This window comes from Bacteriovorax sp. PP10, assembly GCF_035013165.1.
Lineage (GTDB): Bacteria > Bdellovibrionota > Bacteriovoracia > Bacteriovoracales > Bacteriovoracaceae > Bacteriovorax > Bacteriovorax antarcticus.
Genome location: NZ_JAYGJQ010000002.1, coordinates 174,652 through 191,557 on the forward strand (window position 1 = coordinate 174,652; position 16,906 = coordinate 191,557).

15 protein-coding genes are annotated in these 16,906 nt (G+C 36.0%); 8 read left to right on the forward strand and 7 right to left on the reverse strand.

The window, feature by feature from the left end; all coding sequences use genetic code 11:
• Nucleotides 1-18 precede the first annotated feature (18 nt).
• Complete coding sequence (locus SHI21_RS10850; RefSeq protein WP_323576562.1) at nt 19-465, forward strand: tail fiber domain-containing protein; 447 nt, start codon at nt 19-21, stop codon at nt 463-465.
• On the opposite strand, the gene SHI21_RS10855 is transcribed toward SHI21_RS10850, so the two are convergent.
• Entirely contained in the window at nt 462-1,205 is a 744-nt protein-coding gene (locus tag SHI21_RS10855; protein ID WP_323576564.1) for a radical SAM/SPASM domain-containing protein, read from the reverse strand. The genes SHI21_RS10850 and SHI21_RS10855 overlap by 4 nt on opposite strands.
• A 91-nt stretch (nt 1,206-1,296) precedes the next feature.
• Here SHI21_RS10855 and SHI21_RS10860 point away from each other — a divergent pair, with 91 nt between their 5' ends.
• The 4 genes from SHI21_RS10860 to SHI21_RS10875 are packed head-to-tail and all read left to right on the forward strand — an operon-like array spanning nt 1,297 to nt 4,462.
• Nucleotides 1,297-1,572 carry a PqqD family protein gene (locus tag SHI21_RS10860; RefSeq protein ID WP_323576566.1) on the forward strand — a complete coding sequence of 92 codons (276 nt, stop codon included), beginning with the start codon at nt 1,297-1,299 and terminating at the stop codon, nt 1,570-1,572.
• Complete coding sequence (locus SHI21_RS10865) at nt 1,569-2,669, forward strand: glycosyltransferase (RefSeq protein ID WP_323576568.1); 1,101 nt, start codon at nt 1,569-1,571, stop codon at nt 2,667-2,669. The genes SHI21_RS10860 and SHI21_RS10865 overlap by 4 nt, the downstream gene beginning before the upstream one ends.
• Nucleotides 2,670-3,779: an SPASM domain-containing protein gene (locus tag SHI21_RS10870; protein WP_323576570.1), complete on the forward strand. Its 1,110-nt coding sequence runs from the start codon at nt 2,670-2,672 to the stop codon at nt 3,777-3,779.
• Entirely contained in the window at nt 3,776-4,462 is a 687-nt protein-coding gene (locus tag SHI21_RS10875) for a C39 family peptidase (protein WP_323576572.1), read from the forward strand. The genes SHI21_RS10870 and SHI21_RS10875 overlap by 4 nt, the downstream gene beginning before the upstream one ends.
• Here the strand turns inward: SHI21_RS10875 and SHI21_RS10880 are convergent.
• Both SHI21_RS10880 and SHI21_RS10885 read right to left on the reverse strand, forming a co-directional pair.
• Entirely contained in the window at nt 4,459-6,129 is a 1,671-nt protein-coding gene (locus SHI21_RS10880) for a hypothetical protein (protein ID WP_323576574.1), read from the reverse strand. The two genes, SHI21_RS10875 and SHI21_RS10880, sit on opposite strands and share 4 nt — an antisense overlap.
• Before the next feature lie 3 nt (nt 6,130-6,132).
• Nucleotides 6,133-7,176, reverse strand: a complete 1,044-nt coding sequence (locus tag SHI21_RS10885) for a hypothetical protein (protein ID WP_323576576.1) — start codon at nt 7,174-7,176, stop codon at nt 6,133-6,135.
• 292 nt (nt 7,177-7,468) lie between these two features.
• On the opposite strand from SHI21_RS10885, the gene SHI21_RS10890 reads away from it, so the two are divergent.
• Nucleotides 7,469-8,938 carry a hypothetical protein gene (locus SHI21_RS10890; RefSeq protein WP_323576578.1) on the forward strand — a complete coding sequence of 490 codons (1,470 nt, stop codon included), beginning with the start codon at nt 7,469-7,471 and terminating at the stop codon, nt 8,936-8,938.
• On the opposite strand, the gene SHI21_RS10895 is transcribed toward SHI21_RS10890, so the two are convergent.
• From SHI21_RS10895 to SHI21_RS10910, 4 genes are all read right to left on the reverse strand, one after another.
• Complete coding sequence (locus SHI21_RS10895) at nt 8,928-10,049, reverse strand: twitch domain-containing radical SAM protein (protein WP_323576580.1); 1,122 nt, start codon at nt 10,047-10,049, stop codon at nt 8,928-8,930. The two genes, SHI21_RS10890 and SHI21_RS10895, sit on opposite strands and share 11 nt — an antisense overlap.
• Entirely contained in the window at nt 10,049-11,131 is a 1,083-nt protein-coding gene (locus SHI21_RS10900; protein ID WP_323576581.1) for a hypothetical protein, read from the reverse strand. The genes SHI21_RS10895 and SHI21_RS10900 overlap by 1 nt, the downstream gene beginning before the upstream one ends.
• Entirely contained in the window at nt 11,131-12,756 is a 1,626-nt protein-coding gene (locus SHI21_RS10905) for a B12-binding domain-containing radical SAM protein (protein WP_323576583.1), read from the reverse strand. The genes SHI21_RS10900 and SHI21_RS10905 overlap by 1 nt, the downstream gene beginning before the upstream one ends.
• Nucleotides 12,757-12,899: 143 nt before the next feature.
• Nucleotides 12,900-13,415, reverse strand: coding sequence for a DUF4142 domain-containing protein (locus tag SHI21_RS10910; RefSeq protein ID WP_323576585.1), 516 nt, complete (start codon nt 13,413-13,415; stop codon nt 12,900-12,902).
• Nucleotides 13,416-13,558: 143 nt separating this feature from the next.
• Here SHI21_RS10910 and ku point away from each other — a divergent pair, with 143 nt between their 5' ends.
• Both ku and ligD read left to right on the forward strand, forming a co-directional pair.
• Nucleotides 13,559-14,413, forward strand: a complete 855-nt coding sequence (ku, locus tag SHI21_RS10915) for a non-homologous end joining protein Ku (RefSeq protein ID WP_323576586.1) — start codon at nt 13,559-13,561, stop codon at nt 14,411-14,413.
• Nucleotides 14,410-16,902, forward strand: coding sequence for a DNA ligase D (gene ligD, locus SHI21_RS10920; RefSeq protein ID WP_323576588.1), 2,493 nt, complete (start codon nt 14,410-14,412; stop codon nt 16,900-16,902). Before ku ends, ligD begins: the two co-directional genes overlap by 4 nt.
• The last annotated feature ends 4 nt before the right edge of the window (nt 16,903-16,906 follow it).

Sequence of the window (16,906 nt, forward strand, 5' to 3'; positions counted from 1 at the left end):
GCGCAGCAAGGAAAAATCATGTCTAACGATAACTCAAACAATGAATCGGCAAAAAAGAAATATGTGTTTGGTGAATTAACTGAGTACGACTTAGAAAAAATCGAAACAGAAGTTTTAAGAGAAAGTGTTTACCTTGATGTATTCGCTGGATCTGATATTGCTTTCAAAGAAGATTGCCAGAAACTTGATTCACAAGATGTGCTGGAAAAATTAAACACTCTTCAAGCTTACTCATTCAATTATAAGACAACTGAATTCCCTGAAAATAAATTCCCAACTGGCGAGCAGTTTGGATTTATGGCACAAGACCTGGAAAAAGTTTTTCCTCAGTTAGTGTCTCAAGATGCTTCTGGAAATAAATTTGTGAATTACACTCAGGTGATTCCACTAATGGCAGAAACGATTAAATTACTTTCTGATAAAGTAGACTCTCTAGAAAAGAAATTAGATCAATTAAAAAACTAACTTATAACCTGTATGTTGTTGCAGTCTCGGCATACAGGGTATTTCTCTCTCAAACCACTCTTTAAATCATTCCTGAAATTTACATAGTTCTCACTAAGCCAGATTTCTTTAATGTGTTGGTCGTTGATACTTCCCATCGTATGAGTTTGATCAAAGTCTTCATAACAAGTTAAGACATTACCTTTAACAGTGACTACCGGATTAAAAATAGGGATTAAACACGGACGCTTTTTAAGCGTGTCAGTGAGTGCTCTTCCATAATCAACTTTTCCACCGCGATTAGAATAGAGCAGGGTTGAGTGATCGGCATAATCAATAGTTTTTTTCTCATTGGCAGAGAGTTTTGAATAAACCTCATCAAAGACCAGATTCTTGATGCCTTGGTGTTTGGTGATCGTAAATTTATCTACTCCGGCCAAGCGCAGTCGCTTATATTTGTCTTCGTTGATATACATGCCATTTGAGTAAATTTCAGAGCGGGATTGTGGGAGTAATTTTTTACTTAGTGCAACGAACTCCTCTAATTGTGGATGAAGAAGCGGCTCATTGTAGAAATGGTAACAAATGCGCCCTTTAAATTGAATGTCTTGGAGCTGCAGCAGGATCTTTTCGAAAAGATCCATGCTCATAAAACCTTGTTCTTTACGAGTGGCGACAGAGTTAGGGCAATAGTCACAAGACAGGTTGCACCCGTGATTGATTTCAATATCAATATTGATAAACCAACTTTGGTCTTTCACTGCGAATCCTCAAGGTCTTCCAATAGATATTTCATTGACATAAATTACAACTGATTAGATACTTTTTCTAATGAATTAAGAGAGGCCTTCTGTGATTAATCAAAATTATGAAGTTTGTGAAGACGTTGTCTCAAGAGACAATCAAGATGGAACCGTCATCGTCATGAAAATGGATGAAGGGAATACATTTTTCAAGCTTACTAATATTTCGGCCGACATCTGGAGAGAGCTAACTCTGAAAAAAGATCTTAATCAAATTTTCAGCGATGTTATGGAAAACTATGACGTATCTGAAGAAGTGTTACGTCAAGATGTTGAACACTTGGTGAAGGGACTTATAGAGAGAAGACTCCTTAAAGAAATTTGAGACTCGCAGACATTATAGAATTCATTGATCCGTGGACCATCAGCCAGTCAATCCTGCGACCTAAAATCGATTCCTATTTAAAAGAAAACAATCATCGTACAGACAACGTTTGGTATCCTGACGTGGAAATCGTATTTCCTGAAAGGTTACTTAATGAAGCCAATATTCAAGTTGTGCTGTTTGGCAGTTTTTTCGAAAAGATATTTGAAACAGGCAGCTGGCCGGAAAAAAACTATACCTTTTGGTGCATGTCTAAAAGAGTGAAAAATATCCTGACAGAGATTTGCTCTTTTCCAGAAGCTTCAGTTAAATGCATTCCGAGATATGAACTCTTTTCTTTGGGGTCTTTTAGAACTTTAAGTTTTGATCAACCAATTAACCTGGTTTATTCAGGCAGATTGAGCTCTCAAAAGAATATTGAGTTCTTCCTGGCATTTGCCGCCTCAGTTGCTCACTTGAGTTCAGTTGAGGTTCATACGACTCTATTAGGGAAGTGGGACAATTGGATTCCTAAGCATCGTGGGCGCTATATAATTGAGTCTTATCAAAACAATATCAATAAGTTTTTAAGCAAACTAAAATTTAAAAATTCTCCGGTCTTTATTGAAGACTTAGGTCCAGAGGAGTGGTTGAATTATCTTGAAGGCAATTCACTACTCGTCAGCTTTTCAACTTCGATTGCTGAGGATTATGGAGTTTCTATTGCTCAGGCCCAGGAGCTCGGTGTTCCCTTGATTATTTCCGATTGGGGGGGCCATGGGGATGTGGAAGGCGACAATGTTTATCATGTGCCTTTAGGTCTGATAGGTGAGAGCTTTTCAGCTGATGAAAAAATTCTTCTATATGCTGAGAAGCTGGCCCAGAAATTTATTAAAGATCCAAAGTCTTTTAATAAGAATGTAGCAGGAAAGAAAGATGAAAGTGCAGCAGGAGCAATGCTAACTCTTCGCGACTTTGAAAAAATTCGTTTAGGGTTGATGGGAAAGCATGGTTATGAAATGGGACTCTTTGGACAAAACTTAATGAGTCTGTATGCCTCTTCTGAAAGAGGGAAAGTTTTTTTTAATGTCGTAAAAAATAGTATGACGGGCAATTAGATGGAATATCTTGAAAAAATTAAAGAAGATGTCCTTGGGACCCAAAAGGCCTTTAAAGATTTAGGTCTTCGCCAGGATACTTTTTGTGTCATGCCTTTTGTGAATATTATTCTTGAGCCCAATGGAAACGTTGGTCTTTGCCGCCATAAAGGAATTCATAATTCTAGCCTTGGAAATTTAAAGCAACAGACCATTAAAGAAATTTGGGAGTCTGATAAGGCCGTTCAATGGAGAGAGGATTTTAAATCAGGATCAGGCGAAGCTTGTGAAACAGAGCTGGTTGATCGTAGATGTAATCTCTGTCCTGAACTCAATAAACTTCTTCCTCACGCAGAAATAACGAATACAAAAAATCCTAAAATCTTAAGGCTCACAGCTAATCTTAATGGGAAGTGCAACCTTGAGTGCCAGATGTGTAACGTTTGGAAACTTCCGAATGGTTTCTATACAGAAGACAACTTCTGGATTCCTGCAAGAGAGTTATTCTTTAAAGATATTCTTGAAGTCGATATGCTCTCGGGTGAACCCTTTATTCAAAAAGACACTTATAGGCTTATGGATGAAGTTTCATCTGTTAATCCTGACTGTCAGTGGACGATTACGTCTAATATGCATTGGGTTCTAAGTGACTTCATTAAAGAAAAATTAAATAAGATCGTTGTTAAAAATCTTATTGTCTCAATTGATAGTCTTGAGAGTGTTGCTTACGCCAAAATTAGAAAGCTAGGTAATCTTGATTTTGTTTTATCAAACTTAGACAAGATGCTGGCCTATGAAAAAGAAAGAGTCGCAAGCGGAAGATCAAAATTAAATATCAGAATGCATTTTCTTATTCAGAAAGATAACTGGCGTGAAGTGAAAAACGTCATTAAGTATTGTCGTGAAAAAGAGATCATCCCTTTTATTTCTTATTTATATGAACCCTTTGAGTTTTCGTTGGGAACTTTAAGCTATGAAGAAAGAGTCGAGATTCTTGATTTTTATCTTAATACCTTAAATAGAGAAGAGTTGCTTCTGGCCCAAAGAATTATTAAACCTTTAATGCGCACTTTGAGTAAAATTGATTATACTTACTATATAACTAATTTTAGAGATCAAACGCTGCAATGAAATTAATTTATCTCCTGGCCTTATTTTCTTTTTCAATTCAAGCAAGTGACATTCAATGCGATTTTTTTGCTGTTAATACTGATCAGTCTTGTACTCCATTTGGAGGAATCAAACTCGATGTTCCTATGGCAAAACAAAAAAGGCCTTTAAGTTGTGAAGCGGCCGCGCTGACATCGGCACTGAATTATTTTGGTGCAGATACAACTGAAGAGAAAATTATTGAGCAAATGCCTTTTGATAAAACTTTAAAGACAAAAGACGTATGGGGAGACCCCAACCTTGGATTTGTAGGTGATATTGATGGACGCTCTATTATCTCAGGGTACGGTATCTACTGGAAGCCTATCGCGAGACTTTCTTCTCAATGGAAAAAAGCAGATTGGATTATAAACGGATCAATAAAAGATATAACTGATCAGATCAAACAAAAGAGACCTGTCTTGGTATGGATATCTGCTCTTAAAGATGCCGACATTATTTTTTGGAAAACGACTTCAGGGAAACGCGTTCGGGCCCTACAGGACCAGCATGTGATTGTAGTGAGTGGGTATGAAGGTTCGGCAGAACTGCCTCTTGGATTTCATGTTATGGACCCAGACGAAGGGATGAGATTTATGGATTACAATGACTTCATTGCCAGATGGGATCGATTCGAAAGACCGGCCGTGGTTTTTAAAGACTAAATTTTTGTCAGTTTAATCAAAGTGTATTCACGAGAGATCGCTGGATAGTCGTAATGTTTTACAATATCCATTTTTATTTTATTTTTTAGCAATGTCGCTTCTACGTCGGCTTCACTCACTTTTAAATAGGTCGCAAGATCTGTCGCAATTCCTAATTCTTTAGATGAAAGAATGTAAAACTCTTGGGCCGGGAAGTGTGAGAGAAATCCTATGAAGTTTTCTTTAGAGGGGATTTTACTATATTTCCAATTGACGTGAATGGGTTTGATTTTCTCCTGAGAGAAAAATTCAATTTGTCCGATATCAAGATAGTAAAGTGTGACTAATTGTTTCTCTTTGAGAATTCCGCTTTCATTCCAGTCTTTAACCATACAATCGTAGGCCCAAACACATTTATTAAAGCTATGAGAGTATTTATTAAACTCAGTATTCCAGTTATAGAAACCGATAATTCGTGTAATGAAAAAGAATCCAAAGAGAGTATAAAATAACATCTTTTTTGCGAGAATTTTTTCTTTATCCAGGAATATGAATAAAACCAACATGAGTAATGCAAGCCCTTGCCCCATATAACCGAGTAAGTCTTCATTTAGTCCACTTGCCACTACACATGTACCTAACACGAATAAGAAAATGAAGCCGATGAGACGGGCGATGTCTTGAGGTTTAGTAAAAGCAATAATAAATCCTACTGTCGCTATAGCTTGTAGGGCGCCTTGAATAAGAAGGGTCTTATTAATATTAGTGGGAAAAGTCGGATTTAAAGACATGATATGGGAAAAAGTAAAACCTGGGACAAATTGATTTAGAGCAAAGTATTTAAAAACATCTAAATTGAATTGAGACGGCTTGATAAGCGTTTTTTCATGTCCTAGAAGATAGAAAAAATCTTGAAAGTTAGTCACAAAGATAAAGAGGATTAAGAAAGGGATTGCCCCTTGGATGATGTACTTAATATTTGAGAATACTTTCTTAAAGGAAAGAATAAAAAATATTGGAAGAAGAATGACCGCGGCCAGCTTTATATAAAGAGTTAAACCAAATAAAAATCCTATTCGCCTAAAGTCCGTTTTACTCTCAGCCTTTTGAAAGATAAAGAGAGCAAGAATAATGACAGCAAAAGAAGCGTAATCATCGGGGAAAAAGGGATAAGTAAAATAAAGTAGCTGAGGAGTCGTCAATGCTACTAAGACAAAAGGGATTGTGAGCTCTGAGCTTTTTTTAACTATTACTAAAGCTAAGACGAAAGTCATTATAGATAAAATCCATGGAAGGATGATCAGACCTATCGCGGAAGGAAACAAACGAGAAAATTGGCCAGAAATATAATGTGGTATTCCCGAGGCGCGTGTATGCAATAGGATTGGATAGATTCTTTCACTGCTCTTATAATAGAGACTCGGTTTGCTTTTAACATTCTCTATGATTCCAAGCGCGGCCTTTGAGTCATAGTTCAAGAAAGTATCGTCAGGCACAAGATTTTCCAGCTTAAAGTCACTTCCTACAGGAAAATGCTCCCATTCAATAATAGAAGCTTTTTTTGTTAATTGCCCTGCAGCTTCATTACTACCTAGATTATTGGCCTTAGATAAATAATAAAATGAGACAATACTAAAGAGTACTGTGGCGATGATAAGGAATAGGGAATTTGGACGTGCTAATTTCATGGCCTATAAATCTTTGCGCTCGAGTGACTTAGTGTCAACTTGGATTGTAGCCCCTAAAGAGGGAAGGTAAGTAAGCTTCTTTTGATGCCATTCTTCATTGTTGTAAAAGTCGTTGAGGTCCTGATGGATATTATTATGATAATCAGTTTTTAAAATAAACTGATCTTTATAAAAACCATAAATATCCTCGGGGTTTTGATCAATACTCATTCCAATACAAGGAATTCCTTTCGCAATCAGATCAATATGAGCACTCGTATTACCCGCAATGGCTAAATCCCAATCTGTATGAAAATTTAACCAGTCGGTTGGAGCTAAGACTGAGATCTTACTATTTGCCCTTAAGTTCTGAGTCAAGTCACTCGAGAAAATAAGATTCGGGTGAGGACGTATTTCGATACGAACTTCTGGATGAATGCTTCCAATCTGTTTAATGAGATTGATAATTTTTGATTCAACTGGATTCAAGGAAAGGACAATGCCGACCACTTGAATTTTAGGAACTGGAATCTTAAGCGCCTGTACAGGATAATAAGCTCCAACATTACTTATAAGAGGATGAGAAGAAATAAATGGTTTGATTCTATCAATCAGCGCATCTCCCTGAGCAACGACTTGGTTATGAAAGAATAATCCTAAGTCAGAGTCGAGAAAACCATGGTTGATGTAAATAATTTTATGACCATGCTTTTGAGCGGCCAGTGCAATGCCAATCACATTAGGATTACTTTCGGTTGAAATAATCAGAGGGACTGAAGCTTGTTTTGTTATTTTACCTGTTAAACTATAAAAAAATAAAAACTGACTCTGTCTGGTTCCAATAAGAATCCCATTTTTTTGAATAAGTTTTGCAGCTAACCTGAAAAGCCTAAAAGAGAACCCAATGTGGCCCAAAAATTGTTTTAAGACCCAAAAGTTAATTGTTTTAGAAAATGTAATAAATCCAGAATAAGAAAATTGCTCGTTTGATAGTCGGGCCTTAATACAGCGGATTTCATTATTGTGTTCGTAGATTGTAATAAACTGATGATGACTTTTAAAATCCAATGAGACCTTAAGAGTGTTAAGAAGGGCATAAAAGGAAAATAAGTAAGAAATCAGTTTCTGATAGAGGCGTGTTCGGATAAAAGGATTTTTTAGAATCAATTGATACAGGAAAGAAGTATCAATATAGTTCTGAAAAAGGATAACTCTATGCTTAGAGCTATCTTTCATTTTTATGCTTTTTAATCCTAAAAATAAATGGCCCATCGACAGCGTTTCCCTTCCAGATTATTTAGTAATATAATAGATCAAAAAAATGGATAATTTCAATTTAGTTTCAAAGATGTTGTAGAAAATGAAAAAAGTCGTGAGTGACCTGTTCCACAGTAAAAAGAACGCCTACCTTTCAAAGGTTTTTGCGGCCGTCTTACTTGCTGTCTTCTACCTGCATTATAAACTGGCCTTTATCCTGGAGCCTTCTTCTTTCGACATGATCCTGGAGCTCACGACATTAAAACTAGCTCCATTTTTAAAATCTTCAATTGTATTAAGTAACTACCGGCCACAACTTGGAGATCTTACGTTTCTTATCACTGGAGGAGCGGCAAAGACCTTTGGGATCATTGGTGGGTATGTTATTCGTTATGTTCTTTTTGTTCTTAATATCGTGGTCTTTTTCCATGTTTTTAAAGAGTACTTAGAAGATAAAAAATTAAATTATAAAAACTCAATTTTCTTTCTTATGACATCAGGTCTGACATTTTTTGCCATGATTAAGTATTTTTATGTCGTCGATTTTTTAACGGCACTTCTCTTTTCTTTTATAAGCTTGCTCGTTATCTTGCAAAATAGATCTAAAATGACTGCTTTTGTTTGTGTTGTAATCGCGATTTATTTTAAATTCTCTATTCTCATCTTTTTATTTCCTTTATTGGTGATTGGGCAAAGAAACCATAAAGAATTGTTTAAATATGTCATGCCGATTTCTCTGGCCACCGCTCTAGGGTTGGGTATGTTCTTTATGAAGAGCGTAGATCATGTCTTAGGACAGCGTGGATTGTTTACAATTCTAAGTCACGAAGGGATTTTGAATTTCATTGCGGTAAATATTTTTGCACCATGGGAATTTTTTAAGTTCTTTGATCAGTCTGTCGCAAATTATTCATTACAATGGTCACCTTATATTATTATCAAACTAGTTTTAATTTTAGTTCTAGCTTCAATGATCTTCATTAAGAATAAACTAAACGCCATCGTCGATTTCTTATGTGTATTGGCCTCGCTCATTGGAATAATTGCCATTCAGCCACATGATCCATGGTTTCACGATATTAGTTTTTACGTTGGAATGATTGGATTACTTGCCATGGTGATGGCATGGAAATACAAAACAATTATCTTTGGCCGAAATCTATCAATCGTGGTCATTGCTCTTTTTCTGGGAGATTTTTACTACTGGAATCAATCTATTAAAAGTGTTGGACTAGTTACAACGAAACTTGAGCTACAAGACTCAATTAAGCGTGAAGTGGCGATGAACAATGTCACAGACCTTTATTTGTATTGCATGAATAATATAGGCGAGTTCGAATGGAATTTAAGAGGTAATCAAAATTTAAAGATTCATTACGTTTTAGACGCCCAAGACCTACAAGGAAATTTGAATCGTCCGGTGACTTCAAAATCCCTTTGGCTTTTTCCTAAAAAATGCCTTCATGAAAACCCGCCTCAAAGTATAGGGAATGACCCTTCTATGAGCGCTTCTTTTAAAAGAGAATTCTATTTAAATTCGATGGAGTATTACAGGCTTTATTCTAATTACTAACACTCTGACGGCTTTGTTTTAGCTTTTCTATATATGTGATGTAGTCGATATAAAAACTGCGAGAATCAGTACCTGAAATCTTATTCAAGATGCTTTTAAGATGGTTTATTTCATAGTGATATTGAGGATCGTTAACAACGAGATTATCAAGAGCAGTATTAATCAGGCCCAATCCATAATCGAAATCTTTTTTAGGAAGAACTGAGGGATGCAAGTAAGGCTGATTTTCGATTTCAATGAAAACGGGAAGTATATTTTTGTTCTTTAGCTTAAGAGTGCTATAAAACTTGATAAGTTTATCAATATGATTCCAATTGAAAGCACTAATGACAGAGTGAACTTTTATTGTGGTGTTAGGTAAGTTAAGCGCTGAAAGCTTCTGTAAATTACTAGTAATCAAACTCCATTTAGCTGGATGACGAATAAACTCATAATTTTCTTCAACAGAGTCAATACTTAAAAGCAGCTCAACCGATTCGAATTTACTAAGTAAGTCCTCTAAGTTTTTTGGGACTATGGTTAGGTTCGTAAAAAGGCGCAAGTGAATATTTTTAGCAAAGGCAGAAGCCGCTACAAAATGGATAATTTCCAGGGCCCTTTTACTAAGGAAGGGCTCACCACCAGTAATGGTTAACATTTTTAGATCAGGCAAGAGACTCTTAATGTTTTCATCTGAAAAATTAATTTCCCATTTACCAACTCGAGGAATATTTAATTTTCCTGAGTAAAAGTCATCAAGCTTATAAGAGTAATATGATGAGCACATAGCACATTCAAGGTTACAGTTATTGTCTACGGTTAGATCCAGGTACTCGACCTTAATAGGAGCTTCTTGATTAAATTTAAATTTTGCCAGGTATTCCTGTCTTGGAGAAAAACCACCTGCCTTTTCTGTGTCAAAACATGTCATACAGTCGTGAGGCACAATCCCTTTTTGCATCTTATCTCTAAGATCCTGGTTGTGCTTTAATTGGATAATTTCTTCTGAGCTAAGATTATCATGCAAATTATTTTCCATGCTTCCATTTTGGTGACAGCACGCTCTTAAGGTCGACTTTGGGCCAAAGCAAAGAGACATCCATGGAATAGGGCAGATGAACTTATTTTCCATTAGCTAAAATAATCCTCAAGTACTTCTTCGCGATTCAAATCAAGAGTTACACAGTGGTTTCCTCCACTGAATAATCTTGAATGACGTAAACGAACATGAATGACTTCAAAGTTATGTTTTTCTAATAATTTTTCAAGTGCAAAATTAGGATCTTTATTTTCACTGAAAATAAGAACCTTATTAGGCCCTAAGGGAAGAACATTAGTATAGATGCTAGTGCTCGCGAGGCTTAGACCTTCGGACGGTTTACATTTTTCAGGAACAATAATTCGATCCCATTTCTGAAGAGCAGGTGGAAGCATGTCGATTTTTGAAATCATTTTATCCGGGTCAATAAGTAATTTCCCTGGGGCAAGTGGCATTAACATACTGTCGATATGATGATCAGTAATGTTGATCTGATGCAGGCGAAACTCTGATCCAATAATTGACTTAAGCCAGTTAAAACCAAGTTGATGATTTTTATTGGCCACATTCATCAAAATATCTTTACCAAATTTTAAGCACTGAGCTCCATCAAACATAATCTCATAATCTTTTTCTAGAGAGTCGTAGTGATTCCAGTCGATATTAATGTTGTTTGTTTCTCTGGCATATTCCAGGTCGAAAGAAGTCTCTTTCATCATCGGACGAGGGGCTGAAATCCAAGCAGCACCTTCCATAAACTTCTTGTAGAAGATTGGCTTTAAGAGATCGTTTTCAAAATATCTCTTTCTCCAGATACATGGAGTCTCGATAATTTTATTTCCAATAACGAAAACCTGGTCTCTTGGATTGTCACAAGGTGAAGTATGATCCTTAAAATAAGGAGTTGAAAATTCTTCAACATTCATAAGTTTGTTAGGTCTATGAACAATGATTCCCATTGAACTTAATGTAGAGGCCAGATCATCTAAATCCTGCTGGCGCTCTTCGATGAGTTTTTGCTGAAGGACAATAGAGTTCTTAAGAAAAACGTCTTTAATATTATTATTAAAAAATAATTTAAAAGAGAGATCAATATTGTGAGGAGACATATTAAAAACAGAGCCAACAATGACTTCTTTTAAAGGTCCCCATTCAGTATAGATATTAACAGTCATTAGTAGAGATTCTTCCTTCTAATGGCGAATGGAAATAAAATAACGCCAATATATGTTTTTGTAAGGGCCACTTTTATATTTGGTATCTGCTTATAAGATTGAATCAAATGCTGAATCATTGTCTGAGTAAACAGAATTGGATTCTTTAATGTATATAATAACCAGTTGATCCCGCTGATTAAAATATAAAGAGATTGAAAGCGTTTATATTCTTTATTCAGGTGTTTTAAATCAAATTCCTCATTCTCAATCATCATCTCAAGTGTCACCAATGTTGGGATATTTGAAATTTTATGATTGTGATATTTTAACGTCTGAGTTTCCATCGCCTTATTATATAAAGCAGTCCCTTCATAAGGTCGGGCGATATTTAAATGAGGGCGAGTTTTGTATTTCCAAAATAGTGTTAAAGCGACATTAATAGTTTTTCTGATGTCTTGCTTGGTTTCCCCTGGAAATCCAATGATAAAAAACGCACCAGTATCAAGTTTAGCTTTGTAACATCTTTTTAAATTTTTAATAGACTCTTCAAGATTAAGATCTTTTTTTACAATCTCATCAATAACTTTTTGCACTCCACTTTCAATTCCAAAAAGTAAGTATGTACAGCCGGATTTAATGGCCAGAGCAAGGGATTCATCATCAAGGATATCTCCGCGAACACCATTAGGCGTATCCCAGGTAATCTTTAATTTATTTTCAATAATCAATCGGCAGATCTTTTTAAACCTTGAAAGATTAAGAGTGAGGTTGTCATCGTCAAAGTTAAAATGTTTAACATCATAATTGTCGACCAGATACTTAATCTCTCTGACAACATACTCAGGGGAGTTGTATCTAAAAGGACTTCCCATATGAATCTGAATAGAGCAGAAAACACATTTAAAAGGGCATCCACGACTAGTGATGAAATTGATGCTTTGATTAGACTTAGGATAGCTGTAGCTAATCCTTGGAGAGAAGTTAACCAAGTTTACATTGAAGTATTTTTTTAAATCAATGAACTCATAGTTAGGACGAACTTCATCAAGATGAAGAATTAAAGGCTCAGAGGCGTTTCTTTTAACTTTTCCTTCTGATCTATAAGCGACACCCGGGACACTCGTCATATCCTGATTAGCTTGAATAGAGGTTAAAAGATTTTTAAATATTTTTTCCCCTTCACCCAACGCAATTAAATCAATATGAGGTGAATTGTTTAAGTATCTTTCAAACTTAGCTGTAGGATCGGCCCCACCAACTAGAATTTTAGCATGCGGGTATTTTTTCTTTAAAATTTCAACTGATTCAAGTGTCGATGAATAAAGATGAGAGAACATTACACTTATGCCAATAACATCAGGAATGAAGTCTGCCGGGATGTTATGAATTTCTTCCGACATATGTCTACCCCAGGTAAAATCATTTACCGGGAATGCCAGAGTTTTCACATCGGGGAATACTCCATTGACTAATGGATCTAAGATCATGCATTCAGTATTTTCTATGTTCTTACAAATATCCGCGAGAAATAACAGTCCAATGGGTGCGCTCACTCTGCAAACGCGCATCAGGTCCTGATAATTAAGATTGTGATAGTTTTCGTGAGGACGAGTCAGAAGTACTTTAAGTTTAGAATTTACCATACGTATTGATCGTCTTTGTGGTTCAAGAACTTGGGAATTGATGACTTCAAATAGTGTATTTTTATTTTATGGAAGTTGCAAGGGCGCATTGGGAAAGATGAGAAGCTATGCCCAAGGAAACCTTTGAGCATAGCAAATGGTAATTAAAGTTTTGTTTGAAGCTCTTTTGCCATTTCCAGGTGTTTACTTACATGTTCTCTCGTTGCTTGAAGATGAGTTTTAAATTCAGGGTTTGCCGCTGAAGGGATAAATTTTGAATCCAGGTCATTTAGCAGTTGAGTGTGCATAGAAACTTGTTGTTCCATGTACATTTTGTCAAAAGCGACTCCTTTTTGTTCCTTTAGCATTTTCCTTTTAGCTTTAGCATCTGCTTCTAAAGCTTCTGACATTGCTGAATCTTTTGTATCAATGTCATTTTTCTTAGCGATTTTCTTTGTTTCTTTAAGATTTTTTTCATGTTCAGCGATCATGTGATTAGCGAAGTCTCTTACTTCTTTATTTTTAGTTTCTTTTTTTGCCAATTTTGCTGCATCAATTTCAGCGTCATTAGCTTCTTCCATGACTTCAGCAATTTGATGATCATTGATTGCTTGCGCGTGAGCTGCAAAAGATATGATTGATGTAAGGGTCAGCGTTAATAAAGTGAATCTGATTTTCATAAATACTCCATTGGTTTGAGGAAATATTCCCCGTTAAAAAACTTACTAAGTCTACTAAGCAAGTTACGTACCAGCGAAAGATCATTATTGGTGGGTATGAGAAATGCATATGAAATGAGGGGAGTTCTTACAGGAGAAGTACAATGGCCAGAGGCATTTGGAACGGAGCAATTAGTTTTGGACTACTTAACATTCCTGTCGCGGTGATGAGCTCGAAGGAAGAGGAGAGATTGAGTTTTAAAATGCTCGATAAAAGAAATAATTCTCCCATTGGTTACAAGCAATACAACAAGGCCACCGGGAAAGAAGTGGAACGAAAGAATATCGAAAAGGCCTACGAGTATAAAAAAAATCAATTCGTATTAGTGACTGAAGAAGATTTTTTGAAGGCCAATCCCAAGGCCACTAAAACAATTGATATTGAAGATTTTGTCTCACTTGAAGAAGTGGATATTTTATTATTTGAAAAACCATATTATTTAATCCCCGGTAAAAATGGAGAAAAAGGGTATGTGCTTCTTCGGAAAATTTTAGAAGACACAAAAAAAGTTGCAGTCGCTAAGTTTGTTTTAAGAAGTAAACAGCACTTAGTGGCCGTTATGGCACGTGGGGATTACCTCATTCTTGAAATGTTGAGATTCTCTCATGAAATTCAAGAGGTGCATGAAGCTGATTATTTAGATGATTTTCATTTGGATAAAATAAAAGTTTCTCCAAAAGAAATGAAGGCCGCTAAAACATTAGTTGATGAAATGACCGCCAAGTGGAAGCCTGACCAATACAAAGACACTTATCAAGATGAACTGTTAAAATACATTAAAAAGAAAATTAAAGCAGGTGATGTTGAAGATGTCGCTGAGCCGGAAGAGGATATTAAAGCGACTAACACAAATGTTCTTGACCTGATGCCTTTTTTAGAAAAAAGCTTAAGGGCAGGAAAATCAAAAAAAATAGCTCACAAAAAAATAATTAAGAGAGCAAGGAAGGCAAGAGCATGAGCTTAAAAGAATACAAAGAAAAAAGAGATTTTCATAAAACAAAAGAGCCAGCAGGAAAAGCTATAAAGCATAAAGGCGCTAAAATGTTTGTGGTCCAAAAGCATCATGCCAGTCATTTGCATTATGATTTTCGTTTGGAGCTAGATGGCGTTTTAAAAAGTTGGGCCGTACCTAAAGGGCCCTCCCTTAATCCTAAAGATAAAAGACTTGCTGTAGAAGTTGAAGATCATCCAATTGATTATGCAACTTTCGAAGGAGAAATACCTAAAGGAGAATATGGCGGAGGCCATGTTATTGTGTGGGATAAAGGTGAGTGGATTCCCCCTAAGAATGTCGATGAACAATTAAAAAAAGGTCATCTTGAATTTGAATTACATGGTGAAAAACTTGGAGGTGCATGGCTCTTACTTCGTACGCGTATTCCTGGTGCCAAAAAAAATAATTGGTTACTGATTAAGCGTGATGATGAAAATGCCTCTGCAAAAGATATAACCAAAGAAGATAAAAGTGTTTTATCAGGTGTGAGTATGGAAGAGCTTGAAGCGGAAATGGAAAATCCCAGGCCTGTTAAAAAGACCGCGAAAAAATCAGCATTAAAAATAAAACCACAAAAAAAAACTAAATTTTTAACTTTCAAAGATTTAAAAGGTCCGGAACTTGCGATGCTATCAGAGACACCTCCTGTCGGCGAAGAATGGATTCATGAAATTAAATATGATGGTTATCGCACCTTGTGTTTCAAAAATAAGAAAGAGACTAAACTCCTTACTAGGAGCGGTCTTGATTGGTCCAATAAATATCTCGAGATTCAAAAGGAGTGTGCTGAGATTGCAGCCGAATCCATCATCTTTGATGGTGAGATTGTATGGCTTGATGAAAAAGGCAGAAGTCGCTTTGAAGGATTGCAGAATTCATTGGAAGCACATGATAGCAGTGAGCTGGTTTATTATGTTTTTGACTTATTATATCTCAATGGATTCGATACCCGAAATCTTCCCTTGAAAGATAGAAAAAAACTTCTCAGAGAAGTACTTGAACAATCTGATTCCGAAAAAATTCTTTTTAGTGAGCATTGGGATGAATCGGGAAAAAGCGTTTTTGAAAGTGCTTGTGAAAGTCACCTGGAAGGAATTGTTTCAAAAAACGGAGAAAGTCATTATCACAGTGGTAGAAATAAAAATTGGATAAAAATTAAATGCACTAATATTCAAGAATTTATTATTGGTGGATATACCATGCAGGAAAACAATATTTCCCTGGGGGCGCTTCTTATGGGCGCTTATAATAAGAAAGGAAAATTGCAATATATTGGAAAAGTCGGAACGGGATTTGATGCTAAAACCAGCAAGAGTCTAGTGAGTAAACTTAAAAAAATAAAATCTAAAGAATCACCATTTGATGAAAAATCTCCTGCATCCAAAGCAAGTATTTGGGTAAATCCTATCCTTGTTGGAAATATTGAATTTGGAGCATGGACTGGAGATAAAATTTTGAGGCATGCGGCCTTCAAGGGACTACGAGAAGATAAAAAGGCCAAAGAGGTCTATCTTGAAGAAGTTAAAATTAAGAAGGAAAGCGTGAAAGAAATTACAAAAGAATCAAAAAGCGAAGAAGTGAAATTGTCTCATCCTGATAAAATTATTTATCCCGGTGATAAAATTACAAAACAGGATTTATCAAATTATTACACAAGTATTAATAAATGGATCCTTCCACTTGTTAAAGATAGACCTCTGGCCTTACTGAGATGCCCTAACGGTGAAGGAAAAGAGTGTTTCTTTCAAAAGCATATAGAAACAGATGATATGGGAATACTTGGTAAAAAAGTCGAATCCAAATTAAAGAATAAAAAAGAAGAGATTGTTTATATTGATTCTCAGATGGGACTACAGGAGCTTGTTCAGTTAGGCACACTAGAAATTCATAGTAGAGGTTGTCGTGTGGACGAAATAGATTATCCTAATCAAATTGTTTTTGACTTCGATCCTGACGAAGGTGTTAAATTTGAAAAAGTAAAAGAAGCGGCCTTTGCTCTCAAAGAGATTCTAGAGCGCTTGAAACTTAAATCCTTTATTAAAGTTAGTGGAGGAAAAGGTCTGCATGTCCATGTACCGATTGCTCCTAAGTATGATTGGGAGCAAATTAAAAGTTTTTCAAAAAGTATTTGTGACCAGATGGAAAGGGAGCATCCAGAAAAATTTACGACAAATATGTCCAAGTCCAAAAGAAAAGGGAAAATATTCTTGGATTATTTAAGAAATGGATACGGTGCTTCTGCAATTGTGCCTTACTCGGTTCGCGCGCGGGAGCATGCACCTGTGGCCCTGCCTATTACATGGGCAGAGGCCAAAAAATTAAAGAATGCGAACTCATACACCTTAAAGAGTGTTCCTAAGCTTCTTAACAATAGAAAAGACCCATGGGCCGGTTATAATAAATTATCCCAGAAGATAAAAATCCTGGATCAATATAAGTCCTTGAGCGCCTAATGGA